Raw genomic sequence first — 20,124 nt, forward strand, 5'->3', positions numbered from 1 at the left:
ATGCTGGGGGCATGCCCCGCCCCGCCCGCACCACGGCAGCCCCGCCCGCCACGGCCGCCCGGACCGCCACCCGCCCGGTCCGCCGGGCCCGCGCCGCGCTGGCCGCCCCCTTCGCGCCCCGGGCCCTCGCCGCCCTGCTGCACGCCCTGGTCGCGCCGGTGCTCGCGCTGCCGGGCGCCGTCCTGGTACTGGTCGGGCTGGGCGTCGGCGCGGTGCTGTCCTGGACGGCGCTCGGCCCCTGGCTGCTGGCCCTGACCGTGCGCGGCGCACTGGCCCTCGGCGACCTCCAACGGGCCCTGGCAGGAAGCCTGTCGGGGGAGCCGGTCGAGGCGGCCGGGCGGCGCGGCGCGCCCGGCGTCTTCGGCTGGCGGCGGGCGTTGCTCGGCGACCCGGCCGGCTGGCGGGCGGTGGCCGCCGCGCTGCTCGCCCCGTTCACCGCCCTCCCGCCGCTGCTCGCCGCCACCCTCGGCTACGTCTACGGCGTGCTGGCACTGGCCCACCCCGTGCTGCGCCACTGGAACTACTTCACCGTCCACGACCGGGACGGCACCGTCCGCCACGTGGGGCTGCTGATCGACGGCGTCGAGTTCGACAGCTGGCCGCGCTGGACGGCCGTGGTCGCGGCCGGCGCGCTGCTGGTGCTGCTCGCGCCGCGGCTGGTGCGGTGGGCCGGCGCCCCGCACCGGCTGCTGCTGCGCGTCCTGCTCGGCCCGAGCGCCGCCGACGCCCGGATCCGCACCCTGGAGGAGACCCGGGCGCACGCCGTCGAGGACGCCGCCGCCACCCTCCGCCGGATCGAACGCGATCTGCACGACGGCACCCAGGCCCGCCTGGTCGGCCTGGGCATGCAGCTCACCCTGATCCGTGAACTCCTCACCCGGGACGCCGACCGGGACCGTCTGCTGACGACCGTGGCCCACGCCCAGGACAACGCCACCCGCGCCATCGCCGACCTGCGCCACCTGGTCCGCGGCATCCACCCGCCGGCGCTCGACGAGGGCCTGGAGACCGCCCTGGCCACCCTCGTCGCCGACGCCCCGCTCCCGGTCGCCCTGCGCGCGCGGATCTCCCACCGCCCCAGCCCCGCCCTGGAGTCCATCGCCTACTTCTGCGCCGCCGAACTCCTCGCCAACGCCGTCAAGCACAGCGGCGCCGCCGAGGCCGCCGTCGAGGTGTGCGGCGACGACCGCGCCCTGCGGCTCTCCGTACGGGACGACGGGCGCGGCGGCGCGGTGATCGGCGCGGGCAGCGGCCTGACCGGCCTGCTCGGCCGGATCCGCACCGTGGACGGCACCCTGACCTGCGACAGCCCGCCCGGAGGGCCTACCGTGGCGGTGGTCCACCTCCCGTACCCGACCGCGTACGAGGCCCACCCGGCCGGGTGACCCCTCGCCCCGCACCCTCCCCACAGGCAGGAACCATGCGTGTCGTCATCGCCGAGGACTCCGCGATCCTGCGCGAGGGCCTGGTCCAACTGCTGGAGCTGCGCGAGGTGAAGGTGGTGGCCGCGGTCGCCGACGCCGAGGCGCTGCTCGCGGCCGTGGACGAGCACCGGCCGGACGTCGCCGTGATCGACATCCGGCTGCCGCCCGGCCACCGCGACGAGGGCCTGCGCGCCGCCGTCACCCTGCGGCAGCGGCACCCCGGCACCGGGGTGCTGATCTTCTCCCAGTACGTGGAGACCGCCTACGCGGACCGGCTGTTCGGTTCCGGCGCCGGCTTCGCGGGCGTCGGCTACCTCCTCAAGGAACGGGTGGTGGACATCGGCGAGTTCGTCGACGCGCTGCACCGGGTGGCCGCCGGCGGCACCGCCCTCGACCCGGACGTGGTCACCCAGCTGTTCGGCGCGGTCCGCCGCGCCACCGCCCTGGACGCCCTGACCCCGCGCGAGCGGGAGGTGCTGGCCCTGATGGCCCAGGGCCGCACCAACCGCTCCATCGCCGGCGCGCTGACCGTCACCGAGCGGGCCGTCGAGAAGCACATCGCCAACCTCTTCGGCAAGCTCGACCTGCCGCCCTCGGACGCCGGCCACCGCCGCGTCCTGGCCGTCCTGCGCTACCTGGAGGTGGCCCGCCGGCCGTCCTGACGACCGGACCGCCGCCCCTCGATCTCCGTGCGGGGATCAGCTGTTGACCTGCGCCGGGCACAGCCGCCGCGGCTGCGTCTGACCCCGCAGTCGGGCGTCCACGCAGCCGCCCGGCAGCCCGTCGTGCGCCGTGCTGCCGAAGTTCGCGGTGACGGTCAGCCTCCCGTCCCCGAACACCGTCCGCTGCACGCTCCGGTCCTCGGTCAGCCACCGGAACGACGTCATCCGCTCGGTTCCGGCGGCGCGGTGCAGCGGCGCGAAGTACCGCTGAAGCGCGGCGAGTTCCTTGCCGTCCTTCTCCAGCGACGGCCCGTTGAGCGCGAAGTTCAGCGGGGTGTCGTACAGCATCGCCAGCAGCGCCCGGGTGGTCTTCTGGTCCGGCAGCTTGTCGTATGACAGCTCCCACCGCTCCACGTTGACCAGTGACTCGTGCAGCGCCGTCTCGTACAGCGGCACCCGGTACTTCGGGTCGTACATCGCGGTGGCCAGGTCCGCCGGCAGCGACACCGGCTGGAAGGCGTTCTTCGGGGCGTTCTGCGGGAAGTAGCCGCCCCACTTCTCCTTGTCCCGCTCCAGCTTCCACAGCCCGTCGGCGACCGGTGTGCCCGAGCCGTGGTCGAAGGCGAGCGCCGAGTTCGCCCACGGCTGCGCCGACTCCGAGCCCAGGACGAAGCGGTCGGCGATCCGCCGCATCCGGGCGAGCCGGTTCTCCCGGTCCCCCGCCTTGGTCATCTCATGGCCCGCGCCGTGGTCGCGGAACACCTCACCGGTCGCGTCCACGTCCAGGAAGTAGCTGTTCGCCCCGTTGGAGGTCATCGCCCGGGTGCGGTCCGCGAGGTAGTGCTCGCCCGGCTCGGCCTTCTCGAACGCCCGCGAGCTCAGGTAGCAGCCCCGGTTGCCGAACCCGGTCTGCGGCGTCCCGTCCGCCTTCCGCACACAGAAGTCCGGGTAGACCCTCCCCGGCCACGCCGAGGTGGGGCTGTCCGCCGTCTTCGGGTCCTGCCCGTTGGCGAACGTGTCGTACGGCCCGACGAGGTACCCCGCCTTCTTCGCGGCCCGGACGGCATCGGCCTTCATCGGGTCCGGCCCGGAGTCGTAGCCGAGCCACATCCGGTCCACGCCCAGCTTCTTCAGCTTCTCGACCCCGGCCGCGGTCCGCGCCTCGCCCCACAGATAGGCGTGGAACGCCCCGAGCAGCTTCCCGGTCTCCGGGTTCTTCGCGATCTTCGCCAGCAGGCTGCTCAACTGCCCGTGCTGCGCGAGGTACGACCGGTAGTCGGCCGCCGGCGCGACCGGATCGCCGTCCGTCAGCGCGAACGACACCTCGTAGTCCCGCGTCCGGTCCCCGCCGACGAAGTCGTGCGCGGCCGTCGCCCGCAGCGCTCCGCCCTTCGTGGCGAACGCCAACGACGTCCCGATGTCCGTGGGCGTCAGATAGCTCACCCCGTGCCGCGCGGTGCCGCCCTTCGGGCCGCTCCCGCCGCCCATCGCATACCCCCACAGCGGCAGTGACAGATCCGCCCCCACGTCCACCGTGCTCCCGGCCAGCCCGCCCGGCCCGGAGTTCCAGAACGCGTCCCGCACCGGGATGTCCAGCCCTTCCCCGCGCGGCACCTGCACGGACGACGCCGCCCGGTCGGTCCCGGTCACCGGCCAGCTCACCGACTGGTCCCGGTCCGCCCGGATCCCGATCCGCAGCCGCCCCCGCTCCGAACGCGCCGTCACCGTCAGGCCCTTGGCCGGATACGTCCAGCGCGCCCCGTCGGCGGTACGCGTCACCGGACCGGGCGCGCCCAGCCCGCCCCCGGCCGCCTCCGACAGCACCAGCGGCGTGCCATCCTCGGCCCGTGCGCCGACCGCCAGCGTGGCGGTGTCGACGGTGGCGGTCCCGCCGGCGACCGGCAGCGTCAGCCGACCGCCGTCAAGGGTTCCCGCCTCGGCCTTCCCGCACCCGGAGAGCCCGACGGACGCGGCCGTCAGTGCCAACGAGGCGGCGCATACTCGTGTGAGCTTCGATGTCATGTCCCTGTGGATAGTGGGGCGGCTTAAGAACCTCCTAAGAGCCCGGCGCACGCGACTCCCGTCGCGCGCGCCCCCCCCGCGCCGCGGGCCTGCCCACTCATCCGCCCGCCCACTCGCCCGTCGGCCTCGGCCGCGAAATCCACTTTGCGTCTGCTTTGCGCCTGCTTTTCACCGTCTTTCTGTTGCGCAATTGATGAAGTCGGATGCGTCCACCTGCATAAATGCCGGGATTTATGCGGCGAGTTGCGGGCGGAGAGGTCGAATCGCCCCACGCGTTCTGACGAGGCAACAGATGCTGATAAAGTCCGCCGACGGAGTTTCAACTTACGCGCTCTTAACGCGCGTTCAGGGGGCAGTGACACAGGCATGAGCATCAATGGCGACGGCTTTCAGGCCGATCCGGAAGAGCTCAGGGGTGGCGCATCGGACATTCTGAAATGTCTGGAGCCGGCCAAAGGCATCGAATTCGGGGCGCTGAACGAGGATTTCGGGGCGTCCGAACAGGAGGACGTGATCCTCGACGGCAAGTTCGAAAAGTTCTGCGACACGTGGGACGTGGCCTATCTGGTCCTCGGTGACCGCTCGGACGACGCGGCGGGGAAGCTCAAGACGTTCGCGCACAACTACGAGCAGACGGACGCCTATGTCGACGGACGCATGCATCCGTACGGCGCGGGCCGGTAGGACCGGGGGGAAGAGACATGGCAGCGGAGCTTGGTGACACCGAAGACCCCAAGGAACTCGTCCCCGGGAACGTGGGGGTCCTGGAAGGGGTCGCGGGGGCGCTGCGGAAGCACTCCGGCACCTTTGAGGACGTCGGGGGCAGGCTGGGCGCGGTCCGTGTCCCCGGCTGGTCGGGGAAGGCCAGCGACGAGTTCTGGGAGAACTTCTCCGGCGAGAAGAAGAACTGGCTCTACGCATCCGACGCGATGTCCGATGCGGCCTCGGCGGTCAGCAGATACGCCTCGGCGCTGAGCGGGGCGCAGCAGCAGGCGGCGGAGGCCGTCGAGCTGTGGGACGGCGGCAACGAGGCCCAGGCCCGGACGACTTTGCAGAACGCCCGTCAGATGGTGCGGGAGGAAGGCGAGTCGGCGGCGAAGAAGCTGGAGGAGCTGGCCGGCGGCGCCTCCGACGCACCGGACTGGCTGGTCCGCGCGGGCAAGACCGCCGAGCAGCAGAAGGAATCCGGCAAGACCACCGCCGAGCTCAAGAAGCTCTACGAATCCAGCCCGCTGACCGAGAAGAAGGAAGGCGAGCGCTGGAAGAAGGCGAGGAACAGAAAATTCGGTGAAACGGGCCCCGAAGAGGACCCCGGCGCCAAGAAACCCCGCTCCTACGAGGCCAAACTCTGGGAGCGGAAGGGCGAAGCCAATGTGTGGAACGCCGAGGCCAAGGGGGAGACGCAACTCGCCGGCGGCGGCAAGGCTTCCGGAAAGGCCGGCCTCACACTCCTCGGCGCGGAGGGCTCGATAGGGGCGTCCGTCACCGACGGCAAACTCCAGGCCGGCGTGAGCGGTTCGGCCTATCTCGCCAAGGCATCGGCGGAGGGCGGCGTCGAGTACGGCGCCTTCGAGGCCAAGGGCGACGCCTCCGCGTTCGCCGGCGTGGAGGGGAAAGCCACCGCCTCCGTGGGCAAGGACGGCGCGCACCTGGGCGCCGAGGCGTTCGCGGGCGCCAAGGCGACCGCCAGCGGGCACGCCGACGTCGGCGGCATCGGGGCCGGTATCACCGGCGAGGCGTGGGCCGGCGCCGGAGCCGAGGCCAAGCTGGACGCCGGCATGAAGGACGGCAAGTTCGTCATCGGCGGCTCGGTGGGTGTCGGACTCGGCGTCGGCGGCAAGGTCGGCGCACAGATCGAGATCGACCCGCACAAGGTCGTGGAGACCGTCGGCGATGTCGCGGACGCGGTCGGTGACGGCATCGACGCGGTCGGCGACGGGTTGAAATCGCTCAACCCCTTCGGATGACACTAGCCTCGAATTCCGCACACTAGGGAGTTGAACCACCATGGCGACCACGCTGCCGGTGAAGATCGAGTTTTCACTGCCGGAGGGCTGGCAGCCGGCGCCCCCCGATGAGGTGGGTGCCCCCGGAGTGGCTTTCATCGCACTCCACCCCGAGTCGCGGGACGGATTCACCGCGAATATCACGATCGCCGGAAAGCTGCACGAGGAAACGGATCTGGTGTCGATGGCCGACGCGTCGGTCCAGCGGCTGGGCGAGGCGGCGACGGTGCGCGTCGCCGAGCGCAAAGAGGTGGGAAATCCGGAAGCGCCCGCGCTGGCCCAGACGCTGCGCATTTCCACCTCGCTGCACGGACGGCTCCTGGACTTGGTCCAGAGCCAGGTCTACTTGCTCATGCAGGACGTGCACGACCCGACCCGACGCGCCGTGATCGAGCTCGCACTGACGGCCAAGCCGACCCAGCTCGATCTGGTCGTGGAGGACTTCAAGGACTTCGTCCGCTCGCTGCGTCCCGCGGACCCGTCCGCGGCTTGAGCCTTGTGCGCCTCGGCGCCCCGGCGTTCATGGGTGAGCCCCTCGCGATTCCGTCATCGCGAGGGGCTCACCCATGAACGGGCACCGTCCGGGCCGTGGGACGTGTCAGGCTCCTGCCCGTTGGCGGTCGAGCAGGTCGCACAGATAGTTCAGCTTCGCGTCGATCTGCTCCGGACGCAGCCGTCCCCAATACCAGGAGATCAGCTCGTTCCCGTCGAACCGCAGAGGGGCCTTCTGGGCGCGCGGATCGGAGGTCAGCAGCTGCGCCACCTGACCGGTCAGCACCTGCCGCGCATACCGCTCGTCGTGGGCGGTGACCAGAAACGCCTCGTCGAATGCGGAATCACCCAGCTTCAGCACCTCACCACCGCCGAACACCTTCGCATTCAGGCGCGCGTTGAACTTGGCCACCTTGCCCTGGCCCGTGACGATCAGGCGGGGACCGGACACCGGCATGGTCACCGCGAACACCGCCCAGTGCCGGTAGGTGTCCGCGCCGTCCGTGTTCATCTCGCGTGCGTGGTACTCGAAGCACGAGAAGGTGCGCCCCCGGAACTCTCCGGTTATGCAGTCCGTCAGGGGGATGTTGAAGCTTTCGAGCGGAAACGGCGGCCCGCCGGCGTAACGGTCGGCTCCTCCCGGCACGGCGGCGGTATAGCTCCACCCCCGCTGCTCCGCGAAGCGGATGAGTTCCTGAAGCTGTTTGTCGCTCCGATCATCCCTCTTGTGTCCGTGCCACCAGATCCAGCCGACAAGGCCGAAGAAACCGGCGATGAACAGAAAAAAGAAGAGTGGAAGCAGCACGTCCCACACACCGTTGTCCATGCCGCACGAGTATGGCGTACGCCAGCAGGCAGCGCACATTGTCGAGTTGATCCCCAGCGAGTCGCCCCCGTTCGACCCGCTACACGGTGAACCCGAATGTTGACCGCAATGTCCTCCGCCCGCGAAAGGCACTTCCGGAATATCCGGGCCGACCCGGAATCATCGTGCAGCCGGCAGGAAACCACGCTGCATCAGCCGACGCATACCGGCACTTCACCCGCCCGCGGGACAGCGTCCGCTACCCCTTGGCCAACCTCCGCACCGCCAACTCCGCGTACACCGCCGCCCCGTCCGCCAGCACCGTGTCGTCGAACTCGGCGAGCGGCGAGTGGTTGTTGGCGCTCCGCTCCGGATCCGCCCCGACCGGCGGCGCCCCCAGCATCATCAGCGCACCCGGTACCTCGTTCAACACCCGCGAGAAGTCCTCCGACGCCGGCAGCGGATTCGGCCGCGGCGCGAACCGCTCCTCGCCCAGCGCCTCACGGACCGTGTGCGCCGCGAACTCCGCCTCCGCCGCATCGTTCACGGTCACCGGATACGTCTCCACGAACTCCGCGTCCACCGCCACCTCGTGGGCCGCCGCGACGCCCCGACACACCTCCACCGTGCCGTCCTTGACCCGGGCCTGGGCCGCGGCCGAGAAACTCCGCACCGTCGCCTCGAAGACCGCGGTCTCCGGGATCACGTTCTGCTGCGTCCCCGCGTGGAACGTGCCCACCGACAGGATCACCGGGTCGAAGACGTCGAACGACCGGGTGATCCACGCCTGCAACGCCGTCACCATCGCGCAGCCCGCCTGCACCGGATCCTTGGCGCGGTGCGGCATCGAACCGTGTCCGCCCGCCCCGCGCACCGTCACCCGCAGCACGTTGGACGCCGACATCATCGGCCCGCCGCGGGTCCCGAACACCCCGCGGTCCTGCCCCGCCGACAGCACGTGCAGCGCATACGCGGCCACCGGCCGCCGCCCGGCCGCCTCCAGCAGCCCTTCCGCGAGCATGTGCCGGGCGCCGTCGAAGCCCTCCTCGCCGGGCTGGAACATGAACACCACATCGCCCGCGAGCCGGTCCCGGTGCGCGGAGAGCAGCTTCGCCGCCCCCGTGAGCATGCTGGTGTGCAGATCATGGCCGCAGGCGTGCATCCGCCCGTTGTCCGCGGCGAAGTCCAGACCGGTGCGCTCGGCGACCGGCAGCGCGTCCATGTCACCGCGCAACAGCACCACGGGCCCGGACCCGGCGCCCCGCAGCACCGCCGTCACCGAACTCAGCCCCGCGCCCGCGCTCACCTCCAGCGGCAGCCCGTCCAACTCGGCCAGCACCGCCTCCTGCGTCCGGGGCAGATCGAGCCCGGTCTCCGGGATCCGGTGCAGCGCCCGCCGCAGCCGGACCAACTCGTCGGACAGGGCACGGGCATCGTCACGCAGATCCACGGACGCTCCTCCTCAGACGGACCTCAGACGGCGAACTCCCCATTCTTGACCGCGTCCACGAACGAGGACCACCCCGCCACGGGGACGGTGATCACGGGGCCGTGGGGGAGTTTGCTGTCACGGAGGGGGACTAGGGCGTGGGTGAGGCTGTGGCCAGGGGAGAACTCGATGCAATTTCCGCCGTTGGCGTCGCTGTAGGACGACTTGATCCACTCGGCGGCGGTCAGATCCAAGTCGTGGTTCATGCCTGGTACTCCTTCAGCAGGTTCTTGATCAGAGCCAGTGATTGATCCGGGGCCAACGCGTGGGCTCGGAGCAGATCGTAGTCATCCACGGCGGCATCGACAGTCTGTTCGGAGTCGTGCATTCTCCCTCCTACCCGGGTCTCCGTGTACAACACCGTGGGCGAGTCCGTGAAGTGCAGCAGAATGAACGGCTTCGTGGATGCCGCGGGAGCACCGCCCGAGAACGGCATGACCTGGAGCTGCACGCGCGGCGACGCGGCTGCCGTCAGCAGGTACTTCAGTTGCCCGGACATGACCTCGGCGTCACCTACGACCGTTCGTAGGCATGCCTCGTGCATGATGGCCCAGAGGAGCGGCGGAGTGTCCCGCTTGAACACCTCACGACGCCGCAGACGCGCGGCGACCTTGTCCTCGATGGTCTCGGCGCTTGCCCCGGAGTAGTACGCACGGAAGACGGCCCGCGCGTAGTCCTTCGTCTGGAGGAGACCCATCGGGAGGCTTGTCGAATAGTCCAGGATTCGCGACGCCTTCCGCTCCAGTTTCAGGTACGGAACGAACCACGACGGATGCTCCCCCTCGTCGATCCTCCGCAGCATCCCCGCGAACAACTCACCGGTCCCGAAGGCGTTGTCGCAACCCTCGGCGAACTTCCGACTGGGCCTGGGCAGCAGCGTCCCGGACTCGACCTTGCTGACGTAGCCGTCGGTGTAGCCCGTCGCCTTGGCCAGATGCTTCTGCGTGAGCTTGCGCGCCAGGCGGACCTGTTTGATGTCACGGCCGAAGCGCTGGAGCGGATTCAAGTGTTCAGGTGCGATCGTCTCGTCCAACGCTATGACCTCTCGTCATGTGGGCGCACGTCGGCATCACGGCAGGTCGCAACATTGAACTCTGCCGTTCAACCACACCAATTCTATTGCCCGTTGCGTTGCCAGGGTGACCAAATGACTACACCCGGTACTCATCTCGCCGCGAGCGAAACCCCGCAACCGATGTGCGTCGGCCCGGGGGCGTGGCCACCGAATCCCTGGAGGATGACGACATGACCGACGCCATCCCGCGGCTTCTGCCGTGGTCGAGCCCCGACGGCAAGCCCTGCTTCGTCGTCGGCGACGGGACCGGCCGCGTGTCCCGTATGGCCGACGACATCGAGGAGGCCCAACTCGTCCTCGCCGGCGGGCTGATCGCGGACGCCCGACGGCTGCTCGACGCCCGCAGCTGGACCTCCGGCGAACTCCACCTCCTCACCGTGGAGTTGACCGAGTCCCTGACGGAGGTCCGCCGCGTCGCCAAGAGCCGCGGTGCCCGCCTACGGGCCCTCGCCCCGGCGGAACGGCCGGCCTGACGCCGACGCCTGAACCGCCGCCGAAGCCGACGTCGAAACCGTGGCCGCGAAGCCCGTTACGCCTGTGCCTCGCGCTGCTTGCGGAAGAGGGCGATGGCCGATTCGGTCGGCAGGTTGGGCACGGTGACCGTCTCGCCGGTGTCCTTCACGACGATGATCTTCGAGCCGCCGGGCGGCGCGGGCTGCGGCTGCCCCGACGTGTCGGAGGCCGCGGGGTACGAGGGGTACACCAGGTAGCCGGCGTCGAACTCGTGGACGTGCAGCGGCGCCGGGGAGCCGTCGGCGAGCTTGGGCTCCGCAAAGCGGCTCCGGACGATGGCGAGGGCTTCCTCGGGGGTGTTCGGCGGGGTCGGGTTTTCCTGCGACACGGTCGGTCTCTCTCCTCGTTGCATGCTGTGTGCGGGCGTCGGGGCGCGTTGGCCGGCTACTCGTCGGACTCGTCCACCGTACGGTTTCCGTCCTCGCCCCACCGATCCGGCTCGTTCCGCTCGTCCGGCTGAGCCGGCTGAGCCGGCTGAGCCGGCTGAGCCGGCTGAGCCGGCTCGTCCGGGACGTCGCCCAGCGCGTCGAGTCGCGCCAACTCCTCCGCCGTGAGGGTGATCCGGGCCGCCGCCAGGTTCTCGTCGAGGTGGGCGGGGGAACTGGTGCCGGGGGTCGGGAGCAGGGCGGGGGAGTGGTGGAGGAGCCAGGCCAGGGCGATCTGGCCGGTCGTCGCGCCGTGTGCCGCGGCGATCGGGGCCAGGGTGGCGGTGGCGGGGTGGCCGGGGTTCCCGCCGCCGGTCAGTGTGCCGTTGCCCAGTGGGAACCACGGCAGGAAGGCCGTCCCGGTCCGCTCGCAGAGCCGCAGTACGTCCTCGGAGGCGCGGTCCAGCAGGTTGTAGCGGTTCTGCACGGAGGCGATCGGGGCCAGCTCCCGGGCCCGGGTCAGCTCCGCTGCGCTGATGCTGTCCAGGCCGATGTGGCGGATCTTTCCGGCCTGTTGGAGCTCCAGCAAGGCGCCCAGCTGGTCCGCCATCGGGACGTCGGGGTCCAGTCGGTGCAGCTGGTAGAGGTCGATGGTGTCCGTCCTGAGCCGGCGCAGGCTCGCCTCGCACATGGCGCGCAGCTGCTCCGGGCGGCCGGCGAGGTGCCAGATGTTCGGGCCGGTGCGGACGACTCCGCCCTTCGTCGCGATCACCAGCCCGGCCGGATACGGATGCAGGGCGTGGGCCACCAACTCCTCGGCCACGTCCGGGCCGTAGTTGTCGGCGGTGTCGATCAGCGTCACGCCGCGGTCCACGGCCCGTCGCAGCACCATCAGCGACCGCTCCGGACCGTCGTGCCGCGGCCCCCAGTACCCGGGGCCGACCAGGCCGCCGGTCCCGAACCCCAACCGCCCCACGGCCGGCGTCCCCCCGAGGGAGAAGGCCCCCCGGGCCCCCTCGGCCGCCGTGGGCTCCCCGTGCGGCTCGGAGTTCATGAGCACCTCGGGGCCCGTGGGGACGTCGGGGCTCGGCTGCGTATCCATGCCCGGAGCATAGACAGCAGGCCGCCGGACACCGGGACTCCTTCATAGGATCACCTGGTGCCCACTGACATATCGCTGTTCACGCTGGCCCTGCTCGCTCTGGCCGCTCTCGCCGCGGGATGGATCGACGCGGTGGTGGGCGGCGGCGGGCTGTTGTTGCTCCCGGCTCTCCTGGTGGGCCTTCCACAGGTGCCGACCGTGTTCGTCCTCGGTACCAACAAATCGACCGCGGTGGTCGGCACCACCGCGGCCGCCATCACCTACGTCCGCAAGGCGCCGATCGACGTTGGCACCGCACTGCGCATCGGTGTCGCGGCGATGGCCGGTTCGTTGGGCGGGGCGTTCTTCGCGGCCGGGATCAACAGCCAGGTGCTGCGACCGCTGATCATGGCCGTCCTGCTGGGCGTGCTCGTCTTCGTCCTCGTCCGCCCCACCTTCGGGACCGCCGTTGCGCCGTCGGGCCCGGTCTCCCGGCGCCGTGTGCTGGCGGCGATCCTCGTCGCGGGGCTGGGGATCGGCTTCTACGACGGCCTGATCGGCCCCGGTACCGGCGCCTTCCTCGTCGTCGCGCTCGCCGCGGTGCTCCACATGGACCTGGTCACCTCGTCCGCCACCGCCAAGGTCGTCAACGTCTGCACCAACATCGGCGCCCTGACGATGTTCGCCCTCCAGGGCGCGATCCTGTGGCAACTGGGGGCGCTGCTCGGCCTCTTCAACCTCGTCGGCGGCATGGTCGGCGCCAGGATGGCCCTCAAGCGGGGCACCGGCTTCGTCCGCGGGGTGCTCGTCCTCGTCGTGATCGTCCTCCTCTGCAAGCTGGCCTACGACCAGTGGCTCGCTTCCCAATCTGGAAGTCAAGCCGCATGAGTGACTGGAGGTATCACTTGGTAACACCGACGGTCACGGATCAGAGCCCAGAAGACGTTGACTCGTCGGCGGGCAAGCGCGAGGACGGCTTGGATGTGGCGCTTCCCCTCAGCGCGTTTGCGGTCGTAAAAGCGGCGCGAGTTCGGGTCGCTGCGGATGCTGATCAGCGCGGAGGTGTAGAAGACCCGCTGGAGGCCGCGGTGGTACTGCTGCGGTCGGTGCAGGTTGCCGTGGGACTTCCCGGAGTCGTGCGGGGCGGGAGCCAGGCCGGCGAAGGCGGCCAGCCGGTCCGGGGTGGCGAAGGATGCCATGTCGCTGCCCACGGCGGCCAGGAATTCTGCGCCCAGCAGGGAGCCAATTCCCGGCATGCTGGTGATCACTTCGGCGAGTTCGTGGCGGCGAAACCGGCCCTCGATGAGCTTGTCGACGTCCGCGATCTTCTCGTTGAGGGCCATCACCTCCTCGACCAGCGCACCCACCAGCGAGGCGATGGCCGCTTCGCCGGGGACGGCGGTGTGCTGCCGCTCGGCGGCTCTGACCGCAGCGGTGGCCAGGGACTCCGCATTGCGAACGTTGCGGACGCTCAGCCACTTGGTGAGACGGGTCAGGCCCACGCGACGGATTGCCAGCGGGGTCTGATAGCCCGTCAGCAGCACCAGCGGCCCCTTGGTGGTCAGATCCAGCGCGCGTTCCAGTGCGGGAAACATGCTGGTCAGCGTGGCACGCAAGCGGTTGATCGACCGGTTACGGTCGCATGCGAGGTCGGTGCGGCGCGCGGTGAACAGCTTCAGCTCCGCGGTGATCTCGTCGCTGGGACGTATGGGCTTCAGGTCACGGCGGACGCGGGCCTGGTCGGCGATGACGAGCGCGTCGCGGGCGTCGGTCTTGCCTTCGCCTCGGTAGCCGTCGGCGGCCCGGTTGACCGCGCGGCCGGGGATGTAGAGCAGTTCCTGATCGTGGTTGACCAGCAGTGCAATCAGCAGTGCGGCACCGCCGTCGGCCATGTCCACCGCCCACGTTGCGTCGTCCGCGAGTCCGAGGACGTCTGCAAGGAGCTGGAGGAGCTCCGGCTCGTCGTTGGCCACCCGGCGCGACAGCAGCTTGGCGCCGTCGGCGTCCAGGACGACGCAATGGTGGTGGGTCTTGCCGCTGTCGATCCCGGCCCATACCCGGCTCATCATGCTCCAGACGGTCGTCGTTGCAGTGCGTACCACAGACGACCTCGCCGGCATTGCCTTACACAGCGACTCGTTCGCACTTCCCAATCAGCGGCCTGGTCGTCGTGGGGTGCCGGGCGGCGAAGCGAGTTCAGCCACGGACGGCAGCCGCCTGATAGCCACACCCAGCACCCCTGGGCGACCCAACCCTACGAATGGCTCGATCAACCCGCCCAACAACGTAAGGCCGCCTGAGAGGGCGCGGAGGCCCGCGGCCCGCAGCCCGCAGCGCGGGGCAACGAGGCGCTCAGAAGCGGCAGTCGTAGAGCCGGGACATCTCCCGGACGCCGGGTATCAGGGCTGCGAGTCGGGCCACGGTCCGATAGCGCGCGGGGATCCCGGCGATGTCCGGTATCTCCAGGGAGCTGAAGGTCTCGACGATCTCCAGCCCGGGGTGCAGCCGGGCGATGTCCGCGGGGCCGCCGCCCCAGTGGAGCGTCGATCCGGTCATGACGATGACGGTGTTGAGGCGCGCCGCGCGGACCGCGAAGCGGCTGAGGAAGTCGAACGCCAGCCCGCCGCCGGGTGCGTGCGCCATCAGCCGGCGGAGCAGCGCGGTGCCGTCCCGCTCGGTGAGGTACATCAGCAGACCCTCGGCCACGACGAGGGTGGGTCGGTCCGCGGGGACGTCGGTCACCCAGGACGGGTCGGTGACGGACGAGGGGACGGCGGTGTATCCCGGCGGCGGGGTGAAGAGCTGCGCCCTGAGGTCGATGACCTCGGGGAAGTCGACGTCGAACCACCGCACCCCGGGGCCGGGGGCGAGGCGCTGGACCCGGGTGTCGAGGCCGCAGCCGAGGTGCAGCACCGTCGCGTCCGGGTGGTCGGTGAGGAAGCGGGCCGTCCAGCGGTCCAACTGCCGGGCGCGGAGGGCGACCGCGGTCGCGGCGCCGGGGCCCACCCGCAGTCTCCCGAAGTCGTAGTCGAGCTGCCGCACGGCGTCGACGGCCAGCCGGTCGCCGAGGATCGGCCGCGGCGCGCGGCAGTCGAGGGCGCGGCCGTAGAGCGTCGCGAGCAGGGTCTCCCTCGCCCCGGTCAACTGCACGGCGCGCCGGGCACGGGGCGCCGGCGGGTCGTGCCGACGCCGCGGACTCGGTGGCTGCTGCGGACTCGGCGGATCAGGCCGGTTCGGTGGATCGGGTCGGTTCGGTGTATCCGGCCTGCTCGGCGGGTCCGGTCGGTTCGGCGGGTCCGGTCGGTTCGATGGAACGGGTCGCTTCAGGCTGCTCATGAATCGATGGTACGGAACATTCGGAAAAACGTGAAGGGTCGAAATCTTGCTGTGGAGATCGTCGTGGAGGCCGTCGTCAGGTGCGGGCCGCCGCGCCCACCGTGACGCCCCGTGCCCGCTCGGGCACCTCCGTGACGGCCGTCAACAGCATCACGGAGTCCTCGATCGCCTGCAGGCCGTGCCGCGCGTGCGGGATCGCCGTGACATCGCCGGCGACCAGCTCCTGGCCGCCGCCCTGGCCGGTCAGCCGGACCCGGCCGCGCAGGATCTGAAGGCTCGCCGCCGGCGGCGTGTTGTGCTCGTCCAGCGCGGTGCCCGCGAGCAGCGCGATCACGGTCTGCCGCAGCGGCCCGTCGTGGACGAACAGATGGGCGCTGCGCCCGTGTGCGGAGGCCCTGGCGTCGTCGAGCTGGTCGCGGACGAGGGTTTCGAGGTTCACCATCGCGCTCGCCTTTCGGATGCGGACCGGCCGGCTTCCGCGCCTGGACCGACGGCCGGGCTTCCCCTTCCATCGTTCTCCGTGGCCCGCACGGCGCAACCGGGACGTTCCGTGGCGGTGCCGGTGGATCCGGGACGCAATTGGGACGTCCGGGTGCTTGCCGGTAACAGGCGGCCCGCCGTGCGCTAGTTGATCTCCACGGTCCGTACGATGCGAGGCGATCCCTTGATCGAAAGATTGATAGATCGACGGGCCGGAGGCCGAATCGTGCGACCCACCAGTCCCACCCCCACACCGACCGCGAAGGCTGTGTAACCGTGGCCGACCCCACCGCGTTGAACGAACCCTCCGCCGTGTCCGACCCGGACGGGCCCCCGGCGCGGTTCCTGACCGTGATGACGACCACCGACAGCGAGCAGAAGGCGGAGCGGCTGGCCCGCGGGGCCATCGAGGGCCGGCTCGCCGCCTGCGCCCAGATCAGCGCGCCGGTGACCTCGGTGTTCCGCTGGGACGGCGCCGTGGAGACCAACCAGGAGTGGCAGGTGCTGTTCAAGACGGCGAGCGCGCGCTACGCGGCGCTGGAGGCGTACCTCCTCGACGCGCACGACTACGAGACCCCGGAGATCATCGCGACCCCGGTCACCCACGGTGGCGCCGGATACCTCGCCTGGGTCGCAGAGGAGACGAGCTGACGTGCCGAGGACAGCTGACGTGCCGGGGGTGGTCGACGTGACGGGGGCGGCCGGCGAGTTGAAGGCGGCCGATCCGCGGAGGGCGACCGACGTGTCGAGGACAGGTGACGGGCCGCGGGCAACTGACGGGCCGGGCGCGGCCGATGCGCCGAGACCGCCCCGCGGGCGGCACCGGGCCGACGTCCGGACGCGCCGGCGGAGCAGGGCGGTGACCATCGCCCTGGGCATGGCCTTCGGCCTCGCCACCGCCCCGGTGAGCCACGCGGCCGAGACCGACCCCGGTGCCCACGGCACCCAGTCCACCTTCACCCACGAGTCCCAACCCCGCGCCACCTGGACCAACAAGGACGCCAAGGCGTTCTGGACCCCGCGGCGGATGGCCGAGGCGGCCCCGCCCGTGCGCGGTACCGGGCGGCCCGCCGCGTCCAACCAACTCGCGCCGACCGCCGAGCACTTCGACGGCATCCCGTCCGTCGGCGTGCTGTTCTCGGTGGACGGGGAGGCCCGCGAGCACCACTGCACCGCCAGTGTGGTGCACAGCCCGCGCGGCAACCTGCTCCTCACCGCCGGGCACTGCAACCCGGGAGCGCGCGCCGCGTTCGTCCCCCAGTACCAGTCGGGGGTGGACACCCAGCCCTACGGGGTGTGGGCCATCGAGGACAGCTTCGCCTACGCCGACCGCGGCACCACCGGCAGCGGTGCCGACCTCGACTTCGCCTTCGCCACCGTCGCCCCGGACGACTCCGGCCGGCACATCGAGGACGTCACCGGCGGCAACGTCCTGACCGCGACGCCCGGTTACCGCAACCAGGTGAGCGTCATCGGCTACCCCACCGTCCGCAGCGACCCGCAGGACCGGGCCGTGCGCTGCTCCGCCACCACCGCGCGCCTGGCGGGCACCCGCCAACTCCGCATGGAGTGCAACGGGTTCTACGGCGGCACCTCGGGCGGCCCCTGGCTCACCAACATCGACCCGCAGACCCACACCGGCCAGGTCATCGGCGTCATCGGCGGCGTCAACGGCGGCGGCCCCAGCGGCCCGCACAGCGACCGGACCTCCTACAGCCCGTACTTCGGGAAGGAGATCCTCGACCTCTACGACCGCGCAACCCAGGCCCAGCAGGAAGGGGCGAGCGGGACGAGCGGATAGCGGCCCCGCGCCACCGAGGAGGGCCGGGTGGCGGCGCCCTAACGGAGCGCCGCCGTCAGGCCCTTCTCCTTGGGGCCGAGGAAGTGCGGATCGGGCCGCAGCACCGCCTCCGCGGTCGCCTTGCCCGCCGCGAAGATCTCCCGCACCCCGCCGTACGCCCAGGTCACGTCGTGGTCGGCGGCGACCCCCACGCCGTACGCGTCGATCCCGGCCGCCGTGCACAGCGCCAGCGCCCGCCGGATGTGGAATCCCTGGCTGACCAGCACCGCCCGGTCCACCCCGAAGATCCGATGGGCGCGTGTGCAGGAGTCCCAGGTGTCGAAGCCCGCATAGTCGCTGACGATCTTGTGGGCCGGGACGCCGTGCCGCACCAGATAGCCGCGCATCGCGTCCGGCTCGTCGTAGTCATGGCGGCTGTTGTCGCCGGTGACCAGGACGGCGCGCACCCGGCCGCCCTGGTAGAGCCGGATGGCGGCGTCCAGCCGATGGGCCAGGTACGGCGACGGTTCGCCGTTCCACAGGCCCGCGCCGAACACCACCGCCACCGGGGCGGCCGGCACATCGGCGACCGTGCGGACCCGCGGGCCGGCGGTGGCGTTCAGCCAGGTCGCCGGCAGCAGCGCGAGGACCGTCAGCGCCACGAGCACCTGGAACGCCCGGCGCTGCCCGCGCCGGCTCCGCGGCAGCCGCACGCGCCGTATCCACCCGAGACGCGCCCGCAGCCCCCGCATATCGTGCCCCCCGTTCCCCTGGTGCCCGTCGCCCGGCGCGCCGGAAACCGTTCACGTGATCGATGTCGCAAGCTCCGACGTGGCGTGGGCTGGCATGGTTGCAGTGGGGGAGCGCCGTGGACAACGTCACAGCGGGACATGCCGCCGCAGGGGGACGCCCCGCCTGGGGCGACACCACCGTCGACGACACCGCCCGCGCCGACGTCCGCGTCGGCGACACCACACCCACACCAGCCGTGGAGGGCCCGCGATGACCACCGAGGCCGAGCGCCTGCCGTTCTTCGTCTACGGAACGCTGCGCCCGGGCGAGGCCAACTACGCCCGCACCCTGCGCGGCCGGACCGCCGCCGAGGAACCGGCCCGGATCGCCGGCGCGCTGCTCTACGAGGGCCCCGGATACCCGTACGCCACCGCCGGGCCCGCCGACGCGGTGGTGCACGGCGCGCTGGTCCGCCCCCGCGACGCCGACTACGACGCCGTCCGCGCCGCGCTGGACCGGCTGGAGGGCTACACCCCGGGTTCCCCGGCGGGCGCCGGCAACCTCTACGAGCGGGTGGCCACCGAGGCGGTCTGCCCGGACGGCAGGACCGTCCGAGCCTGGGTCTACCTGGCGGCCGAACCGCTCGCCAGCCGCCTGCGGGCCGCCGGCACGCCGATCGCCTGCGGAGAGTGGACCGGCCGCGCCGCCCGCAGGTCCCCCGGATAACCTGGACGACTCGTCCCGTACGGGCGACTCGTCCAGTAAGGCGCACGTCGCTTCGCACGGCCCGAGCAGGAACCCGTCCGGCAGCACAGCAGAACAGGTGTGACCCCGTGCCCTCCACCCCCGCGAGCGCCCCCGCCCACCGCCCCCTCCCCAAGGCCGAACTGCACCTCCACATCGAGGGCACCCTGGAGCCCGGCCTGGCCTTCACGCTCGCCGAACGCAACGCCGTCACGCTGCCCTACGCCACCGAGGACGAGCTCCGCCGCGCCTACTCCTTCAGCGACCTGCAGTCCTTCCTGAACCTCTACTACGCGCTGATGGAGGTGCTGCGCACCGAGGACGACTTCGCCGACCTCGCGCACGCCTACCTGGCGCGCGCCAAGGAGCAGGGCGTACGGCACGCCGAGATCTTCTTCGACCCGCAGGCGCACACCTCCCGCGGCGTCCCCCTCGGCACGGTCATCCGCGGCCTGGCCCGGGCCCTGGACGCCGCCCCGGAGGCGTACGGCATCACCACCCGGCTGATCATGTGCTTCCTGCGCGACGAGAGCGCCGAGTCGGCCCTGGCGACCTTCGAGGCGGCCCGCCCCTACCTGGACCGGATCACCGCCGTCGGCCTGGACTCGGCCGAGGTCGGCCACCCGCCGTCGAAGTTCCAGGAGGTCTTCGCACTGGCCCGGGAGGCCGGCCTCAAGTGCGTGGCCCACGCGGGCGAGGAGGGCCCGGCGGCATACGTGTGGGAGGCGCTGGACCTCCTGGGCGTGGACCGGGTCGACCACGGGGTGCGCTGCATGGAGGACGAGCGCCTGGTCGCCCGCCTGGTGGCCGACCGGATCCCGCTCACCGTCTGCCCGCTGTCCAACGTCCGGCTCCGGGTGGTCGACGACCTCGCCGACCACCCGCTGCCCGCCATGCTGGACGCCGGGCTGCTGGTCACCGTCAACTCCGACGACCCGGCCTACTTCGGCGGGTACGCCGACGACAACTTCACCGCCGTGCGGGACGCCCTCGGCCTGGACGACGCGACGCTGCGGACGCTCGCCCGCAACTCCTTCCTGGCGTCCTTCCTCGACGAGGAGACCCGCGCCGCCTACCTGAAGGAACTGGACGCCTGCTGACCGGCGCACCCGTACGCC

General features: G+C 71.4%; 23 protein-coding genes. 12 read left to right on the forward strand and 11 right to left on the reverse strand.

From position 1 onward, the window contains the following. Positions 1-11: 11 nt before the first annotated feature. Positions 12-1,385 carry a sensor histidine kinase gene (locus SNOUR_RS26725; protein ID WP_079142899.1) on the forward strand — a complete coding sequence of 458 codons (1,374 nt, stop codon included), beginning with the start codon at positions 12-14 and terminating at the stop codon, positions 1,383-1,385. Positions 1,386-1,420: 35 nt separating this feature from the next. Next, positions 1,421-2,086 (forward strand): response regulator transcription factor, encoded by a 666-nt coding sequence (locus SNOUR_RS26730; protein ID WP_067351838.1) that lies wholly within the window; start codon positions 1,421-1,423, stop codon positions 2,084-2,086. 36 nt (positions 2,087-2,122) lie between these two features. Here SNOUR_RS26730 and SNOUR_RS26735 read toward each other — a convergent pair whose 3' ends face one another. Further along, positions 2,123-4,108 carry a glycoside hydrolase gene (locus SNOUR_RS26735; protein WP_067351840.1) on the reverse strand — a complete coding sequence of 662 codons (1,986 nt, stop codon included), beginning with the start codon at positions 4,106-4,108 and terminating at the stop codon, positions 2,123-2,125. Between the two features lie 366 nt (positions 4,109-4,474). Here SNOUR_RS26735 and SNOUR_RS26740 point away from each other — a divergent pair, with 366 nt between their 5' ends. Genes SNOUR_RS26740 through SNOUR_RS26750 form a run of 3 tightly spaced genes read left to right on the forward strand, consistent with a single transcriptional unit; the run spans position 4,475 to position 6,607 of the window. Next, positions 4,475-4,792: a hypothetical protein gene (locus SNOUR_RS26740; RefSeq protein ID WP_067351843.1), complete on the forward strand. Its 318-nt coding sequence runs from the start codon at positions 4,475-4,477 to the stop codon at positions 4,790-4,792. A 17-nt stretch (positions 4,793-4,809) separates the two neighbouring features. Next, positions 4,810-6,075 carry a putative T7SS-secreted protein gene (locus SNOUR_RS26745; protein ID WP_067351845.1) on the forward strand — a complete coding sequence of 422 codons (1,266 nt, stop codon included), beginning with the start codon at positions 4,810-4,812 and terminating at the stop codon, positions 6,073-6,075. Positions 6,076-6,115: 40 nt separating this feature from the next. Next, entirely contained in the window at positions 6,116-6,607 is a 492-nt protein-coding gene (locus tag SNOUR_RS26750; protein ID WP_067351847.1) for a hypothetical protein, read from the forward strand. A gap of 105 nt (positions 6,608-6,712) precedes the next feature. On the opposite strand, the gene SNOUR_RS26755 is transcribed toward SNOUR_RS26750, so the two are convergent. The 4 genes from SNOUR_RS26755 to SNOUR_RS26770 all read right to left on the reverse strand — a co-directional run bounded on the left by SNOUR_RS26755 (position 6,713) and on the right by SNOUR_RS26770 (position 9,933). Continuing rightward, the gene (locus tag SNOUR_RS26755; protein WP_067351850.1) at positions 6,713-7,432 is read right to left on the reverse strand and encodes a hypothetical protein; all 720 of its coding nucleotides are present in this window, start codon (positions 7,430-7,432) and stop codon (positions 6,713-6,715) included. Positions 7,433-7,670: 238 nt separating this feature from the next. Then, positions 7,671-8,861, reverse strand: coding sequence for a M20 metallopeptidase family protein (locus SNOUR_RS26760; RefSeq protein ID WP_067351852.1), 1,191 nt, complete (start codon positions 8,859-8,861; stop codon positions 7,671-7,673). A 23-nt stretch (positions 8,862-8,884) separates the two neighbouring features. Further along, positions 8,885-9,106: a DUF397 domain-containing protein gene (locus SNOUR_RS26765; RefSeq protein WP_067351855.1), complete on the reverse strand. Its 222-nt coding sequence runs from the start codon at positions 9,104-9,106 to the stop codon at positions 8,885-8,887. Next, entirely contained in the window at positions 9,103-9,933 is an 831-nt protein-coding gene (locus SNOUR_RS26770; protein WP_067351857.1) for a helix-turn-helix domain-containing protein, read from the reverse strand. Before SNOUR_RS26770 ends, SNOUR_RS26765 begins: the two co-directional genes overlap by 4 nt. A gap of 212 nt (positions 9,934-10,145) precedes the next feature. Here SNOUR_RS26770 and SNOUR_RS26775 point away from each other — a divergent pair, with 212 nt between their 5' ends. Then, positions 10,146-10,448, forward strand: a complete 303-nt coding sequence (locus tag SNOUR_RS26775; RefSeq protein ID WP_067358825.1) for a hypothetical protein — start codon at positions 10,146-10,148, stop codon at positions 10,446-10,448. Positions 10,449-10,504: 56 nt separating this feature from the next. Here SNOUR_RS26775 and SNOUR_RS26780 read toward each other — a convergent pair whose 3' ends face one another. Continuing rightward, positions 10,505-10,816: an SUKH-4 family immunity protein gene (locus SNOUR_RS26780; RefSeq protein WP_312633817.1), complete on the reverse strand. Its 312-nt coding sequence runs from the start codon at positions 10,814-10,816 to the stop codon at positions 10,505-10,507. A 56-nt stretch (positions 10,817-10,872) separates the two neighbouring features. Further along, the gene (locus SNOUR_RS26785; protein WP_079142900.1) at positions 10,873-11,907 is read right to left on the reverse strand and encodes an aldo/keto reductase; all 1,035 of its coding nucleotides are present in this window, start codon (positions 11,905-11,907) and stop codon (positions 10,873-10,875) included. A gap of 105 nt (positions 11,908-12,012) precedes the next feature. Between SNOUR_RS26785 and SNOUR_RS26790 the strand changes: the two genes are divergently transcribed. Then, positions 12,013-12,822: a sulfite exporter TauE/SafE family protein gene (locus tag SNOUR_RS26790; RefSeq protein ID WP_067351862.1), complete on the forward strand. Its 810-nt coding sequence runs from the start codon at positions 12,013-12,015 to the stop codon at positions 12,820-12,822. On the opposite strand, the gene SNOUR_RS26795 is transcribed toward SNOUR_RS26790, so the two are convergent. The 3 genes from SNOUR_RS26795 to SNOUR_RS26805 form a co-directional block, all read right to left on the reverse strand. Further along, entirely contained in the window at positions 12,810-14,000 is a 1,191-nt protein-coding gene (locus SNOUR_RS26795) for an IS110 family RNA-guided transposase (RefSeq protein WP_067343972.1), read from the reverse strand. The two genes, SNOUR_RS26790 and SNOUR_RS26795, sit on opposite strands and share 13 nt — an antisense overlap. 286 nt (positions 14,001-14,286) lie before the next feature. Further along, the gene (locus tag SNOUR_RS26800; protein WP_067351865.1) at positions 14,287-15,084 is read right to left on the reverse strand and encodes a class I SAM-dependent methyltransferase; all 798 of its coding nucleotides are present in this window, start codon (positions 15,082-15,084) and stop codon (positions 14,287-14,289) included. Between the two features lie 262 nt (positions 15,085-15,346). Beyond that, complete coding sequence (locus SNOUR_RS26805) at positions 15,347-15,712, reverse strand: cupin domain-containing protein (RefSeq protein WP_067351867.1); 366 nt, start codon at positions 15,710-15,712, stop codon at positions 15,347-15,349. Positions 15,713-16,026: 314 nt separating this feature from the next. Between SNOUR_RS26805 and cutA the strand changes: the two genes are divergently transcribed. Continuing rightward, positions 16,027-16,401, forward strand: coding sequence for a divalent-cation tolerance protein CutA (gene cutA, locus SNOUR_RS26810; RefSeq protein ID WP_174717899.1), 375 nt, complete (start codon positions 16,027-16,029; stop codon positions 16,399-16,401). 208 nt (positions 16,402-16,609) lie between these two features. After that, positions 16,610-17,551 carry a trypsin-like serine peptidase gene (locus SNOUR_RS26815; RefSeq protein WP_099055726.1) on the forward strand — a complete coding sequence of 314 codons (942 nt, stop codon included), beginning with the start codon at positions 16,610-16,612 and terminating at the stop codon, positions 17,549-17,551. Positions 17,552-17,589: 38 nt separating this feature from the next. Here the strand turns inward: SNOUR_RS26815 and SNOUR_RS26820 are convergent, their stop codons facing one another. Further along, a complete protein-coding gene (locus SNOUR_RS26820) occupies positions 17,590-18,282 on the reverse strand; it encodes a SanA/YdcF family protein (protein WP_067351869.1) in 693 nt (230 codons plus the stop codon). Between the two features lie 116 nt (positions 18,283-18,398). Here SNOUR_RS26820 and SNOUR_RS46395 point away from each other — a divergent pair, with 116 nt between their 5' ends. The 3 genes from SNOUR_RS46395 to SNOUR_RS26830 all read left to right on the forward strand — a co-directional run bounded on the left by SNOUR_RS46395 (position 18,399) and on the right by SNOUR_RS26830 (position 20,106). Continuing rightward, positions 18,399-18,536 (forward strand): hypothetical protein, encoded by a 138-nt coding sequence (locus SNOUR_RS46395; RefSeq protein WP_159425927.1) that lies wholly within the window; start codon positions 18,399-18,401, stop codon positions 18,534-18,536. Then, a complete protein-coding gene (locus tag SNOUR_RS26825) occupies positions 18,533-18,988 on the forward strand; it encodes a gamma-glutamylcyclotransferase family protein (RefSeq protein ID WP_067351871.1) in 456 nt (151 codons plus the stop codon). Before SNOUR_RS46395 ends, SNOUR_RS26825 begins: the two co-directional genes overlap by 4 nt. Positions 18,989-19,095: 107 nt before the next feature. After that, positions 19,096-20,106, forward strand: a complete 1,011-nt coding sequence (locus SNOUR_RS26830) for an adenosine deaminase (protein WP_067351872.1) — start codon at positions 19,096-19,098, stop codon at positions 20,104-20,106. The last annotated feature ends 18 nt before the right edge of the window (positions 20,107-20,124 follow it).

Origin of the sequence: Streptomyces noursei ATCC 11455, assembly GCF_001704275.1 — a bacterium.
Classification (GTDB): domain Bacteria; phylum Actinomycetota; class Actinomycetes; order Streptomycetales; family Streptomycetaceae; genus Streptomyces; species Streptomyces noursei.

Coding starts and splice junctions, on each gene's coding strand:
- SNOUR_RS26725 (WP_079142899.1), top strand. CDS start 12: ATGCCCCGCCCCGCCCGCACCACGGCAGCCCCGCCCGCCACGGCCGCC.
- SNOUR_RS26730 (WP_067351838.1), top strand. CDS start 1,421: ATGCGTGTCGTCATCGCCGAGGACTCCGCGATCCTGCGCGAGGGCCTG.
- SNOUR_RS26735 (WP_067351840.1), bottom strand. CDS start 4,108: ATGACATCGAAGCTCACACGAGTATGCGCCGCCTCGTTGGCACTGACG.
- SNOUR_RS26740 (WP_067351843.1), top strand. CDS start 4,475: ATGAGCATCAATGGCGACGGCTTTCAGGCCGATCCGGAAGAGCTCAGG.
- SNOUR_RS26745 (WP_067351845.1), top strand. CDS start 4,810: ATGGCAGCGGAGCTTGGTGACACCGAAGACCCCAAGGAACTCGTCCCC.
- SNOUR_RS26750 (WP_067351847.1), top strand. CDS start 6,116: ATGGCGACCACGCTGCCGGTGAAGATCGAGTTTTCACTGCCGGAGGGC.
- SNOUR_RS26755 (WP_067351850.1), bottom strand. CDS start 7,432: ATGGACAACGGTGTGTGGGACGTGCTGCTTCCACTCTTCTTTTTTCTG.
- SNOUR_RS26765 (WP_067351855.1), bottom strand. CDS start 9,106: ATGAACCACGACTTGGATCTGACCGCCGCCGAGTGGATCAAGTCGTCC.
- SNOUR_RS26775 (WP_067358825.1), top strand. CDS start 10,146: ATGACCGACGCCATCCCGCGGCTTCTGCCGTGGTCGAGCCCCGACGGC.
- SNOUR_RS26785 (WP_079142900.1), bottom strand. CDS start 11,907: ATGAACTCCGAGCCGCACGGGGAGCCCACGGCGGCCGAGGGGGCCCGG.
- SNOUR_RS26795 (WP_067343972.1), bottom strand. CDS start 14,000: ATGAGCCGGGTATGGGCCGGGATCGACAGCGGCAAGACCCACCACCAT.
- SNOUR_RS26805 (WP_067351867.1), bottom strand. CDS start 15,712: ATGGTGAACCTCGAAACCCTCGTCCGCGACCAGCTCGACGACGCCAGG.
- SNOUR_RS26820 (WP_067351869.1), bottom strand. CDS start 18,282: ATGCGGGGGCTGCGGGCGCGTCTCGGGTGGATACGGCGCGTGCGGCTG.
- SNOUR_RS26825 (WP_067351871.1), top strand. CDS start 18,533: ATGACCACCGAGGCCGAGCGCCTGCCGTTCTTCGTCTACGGAACGCTG.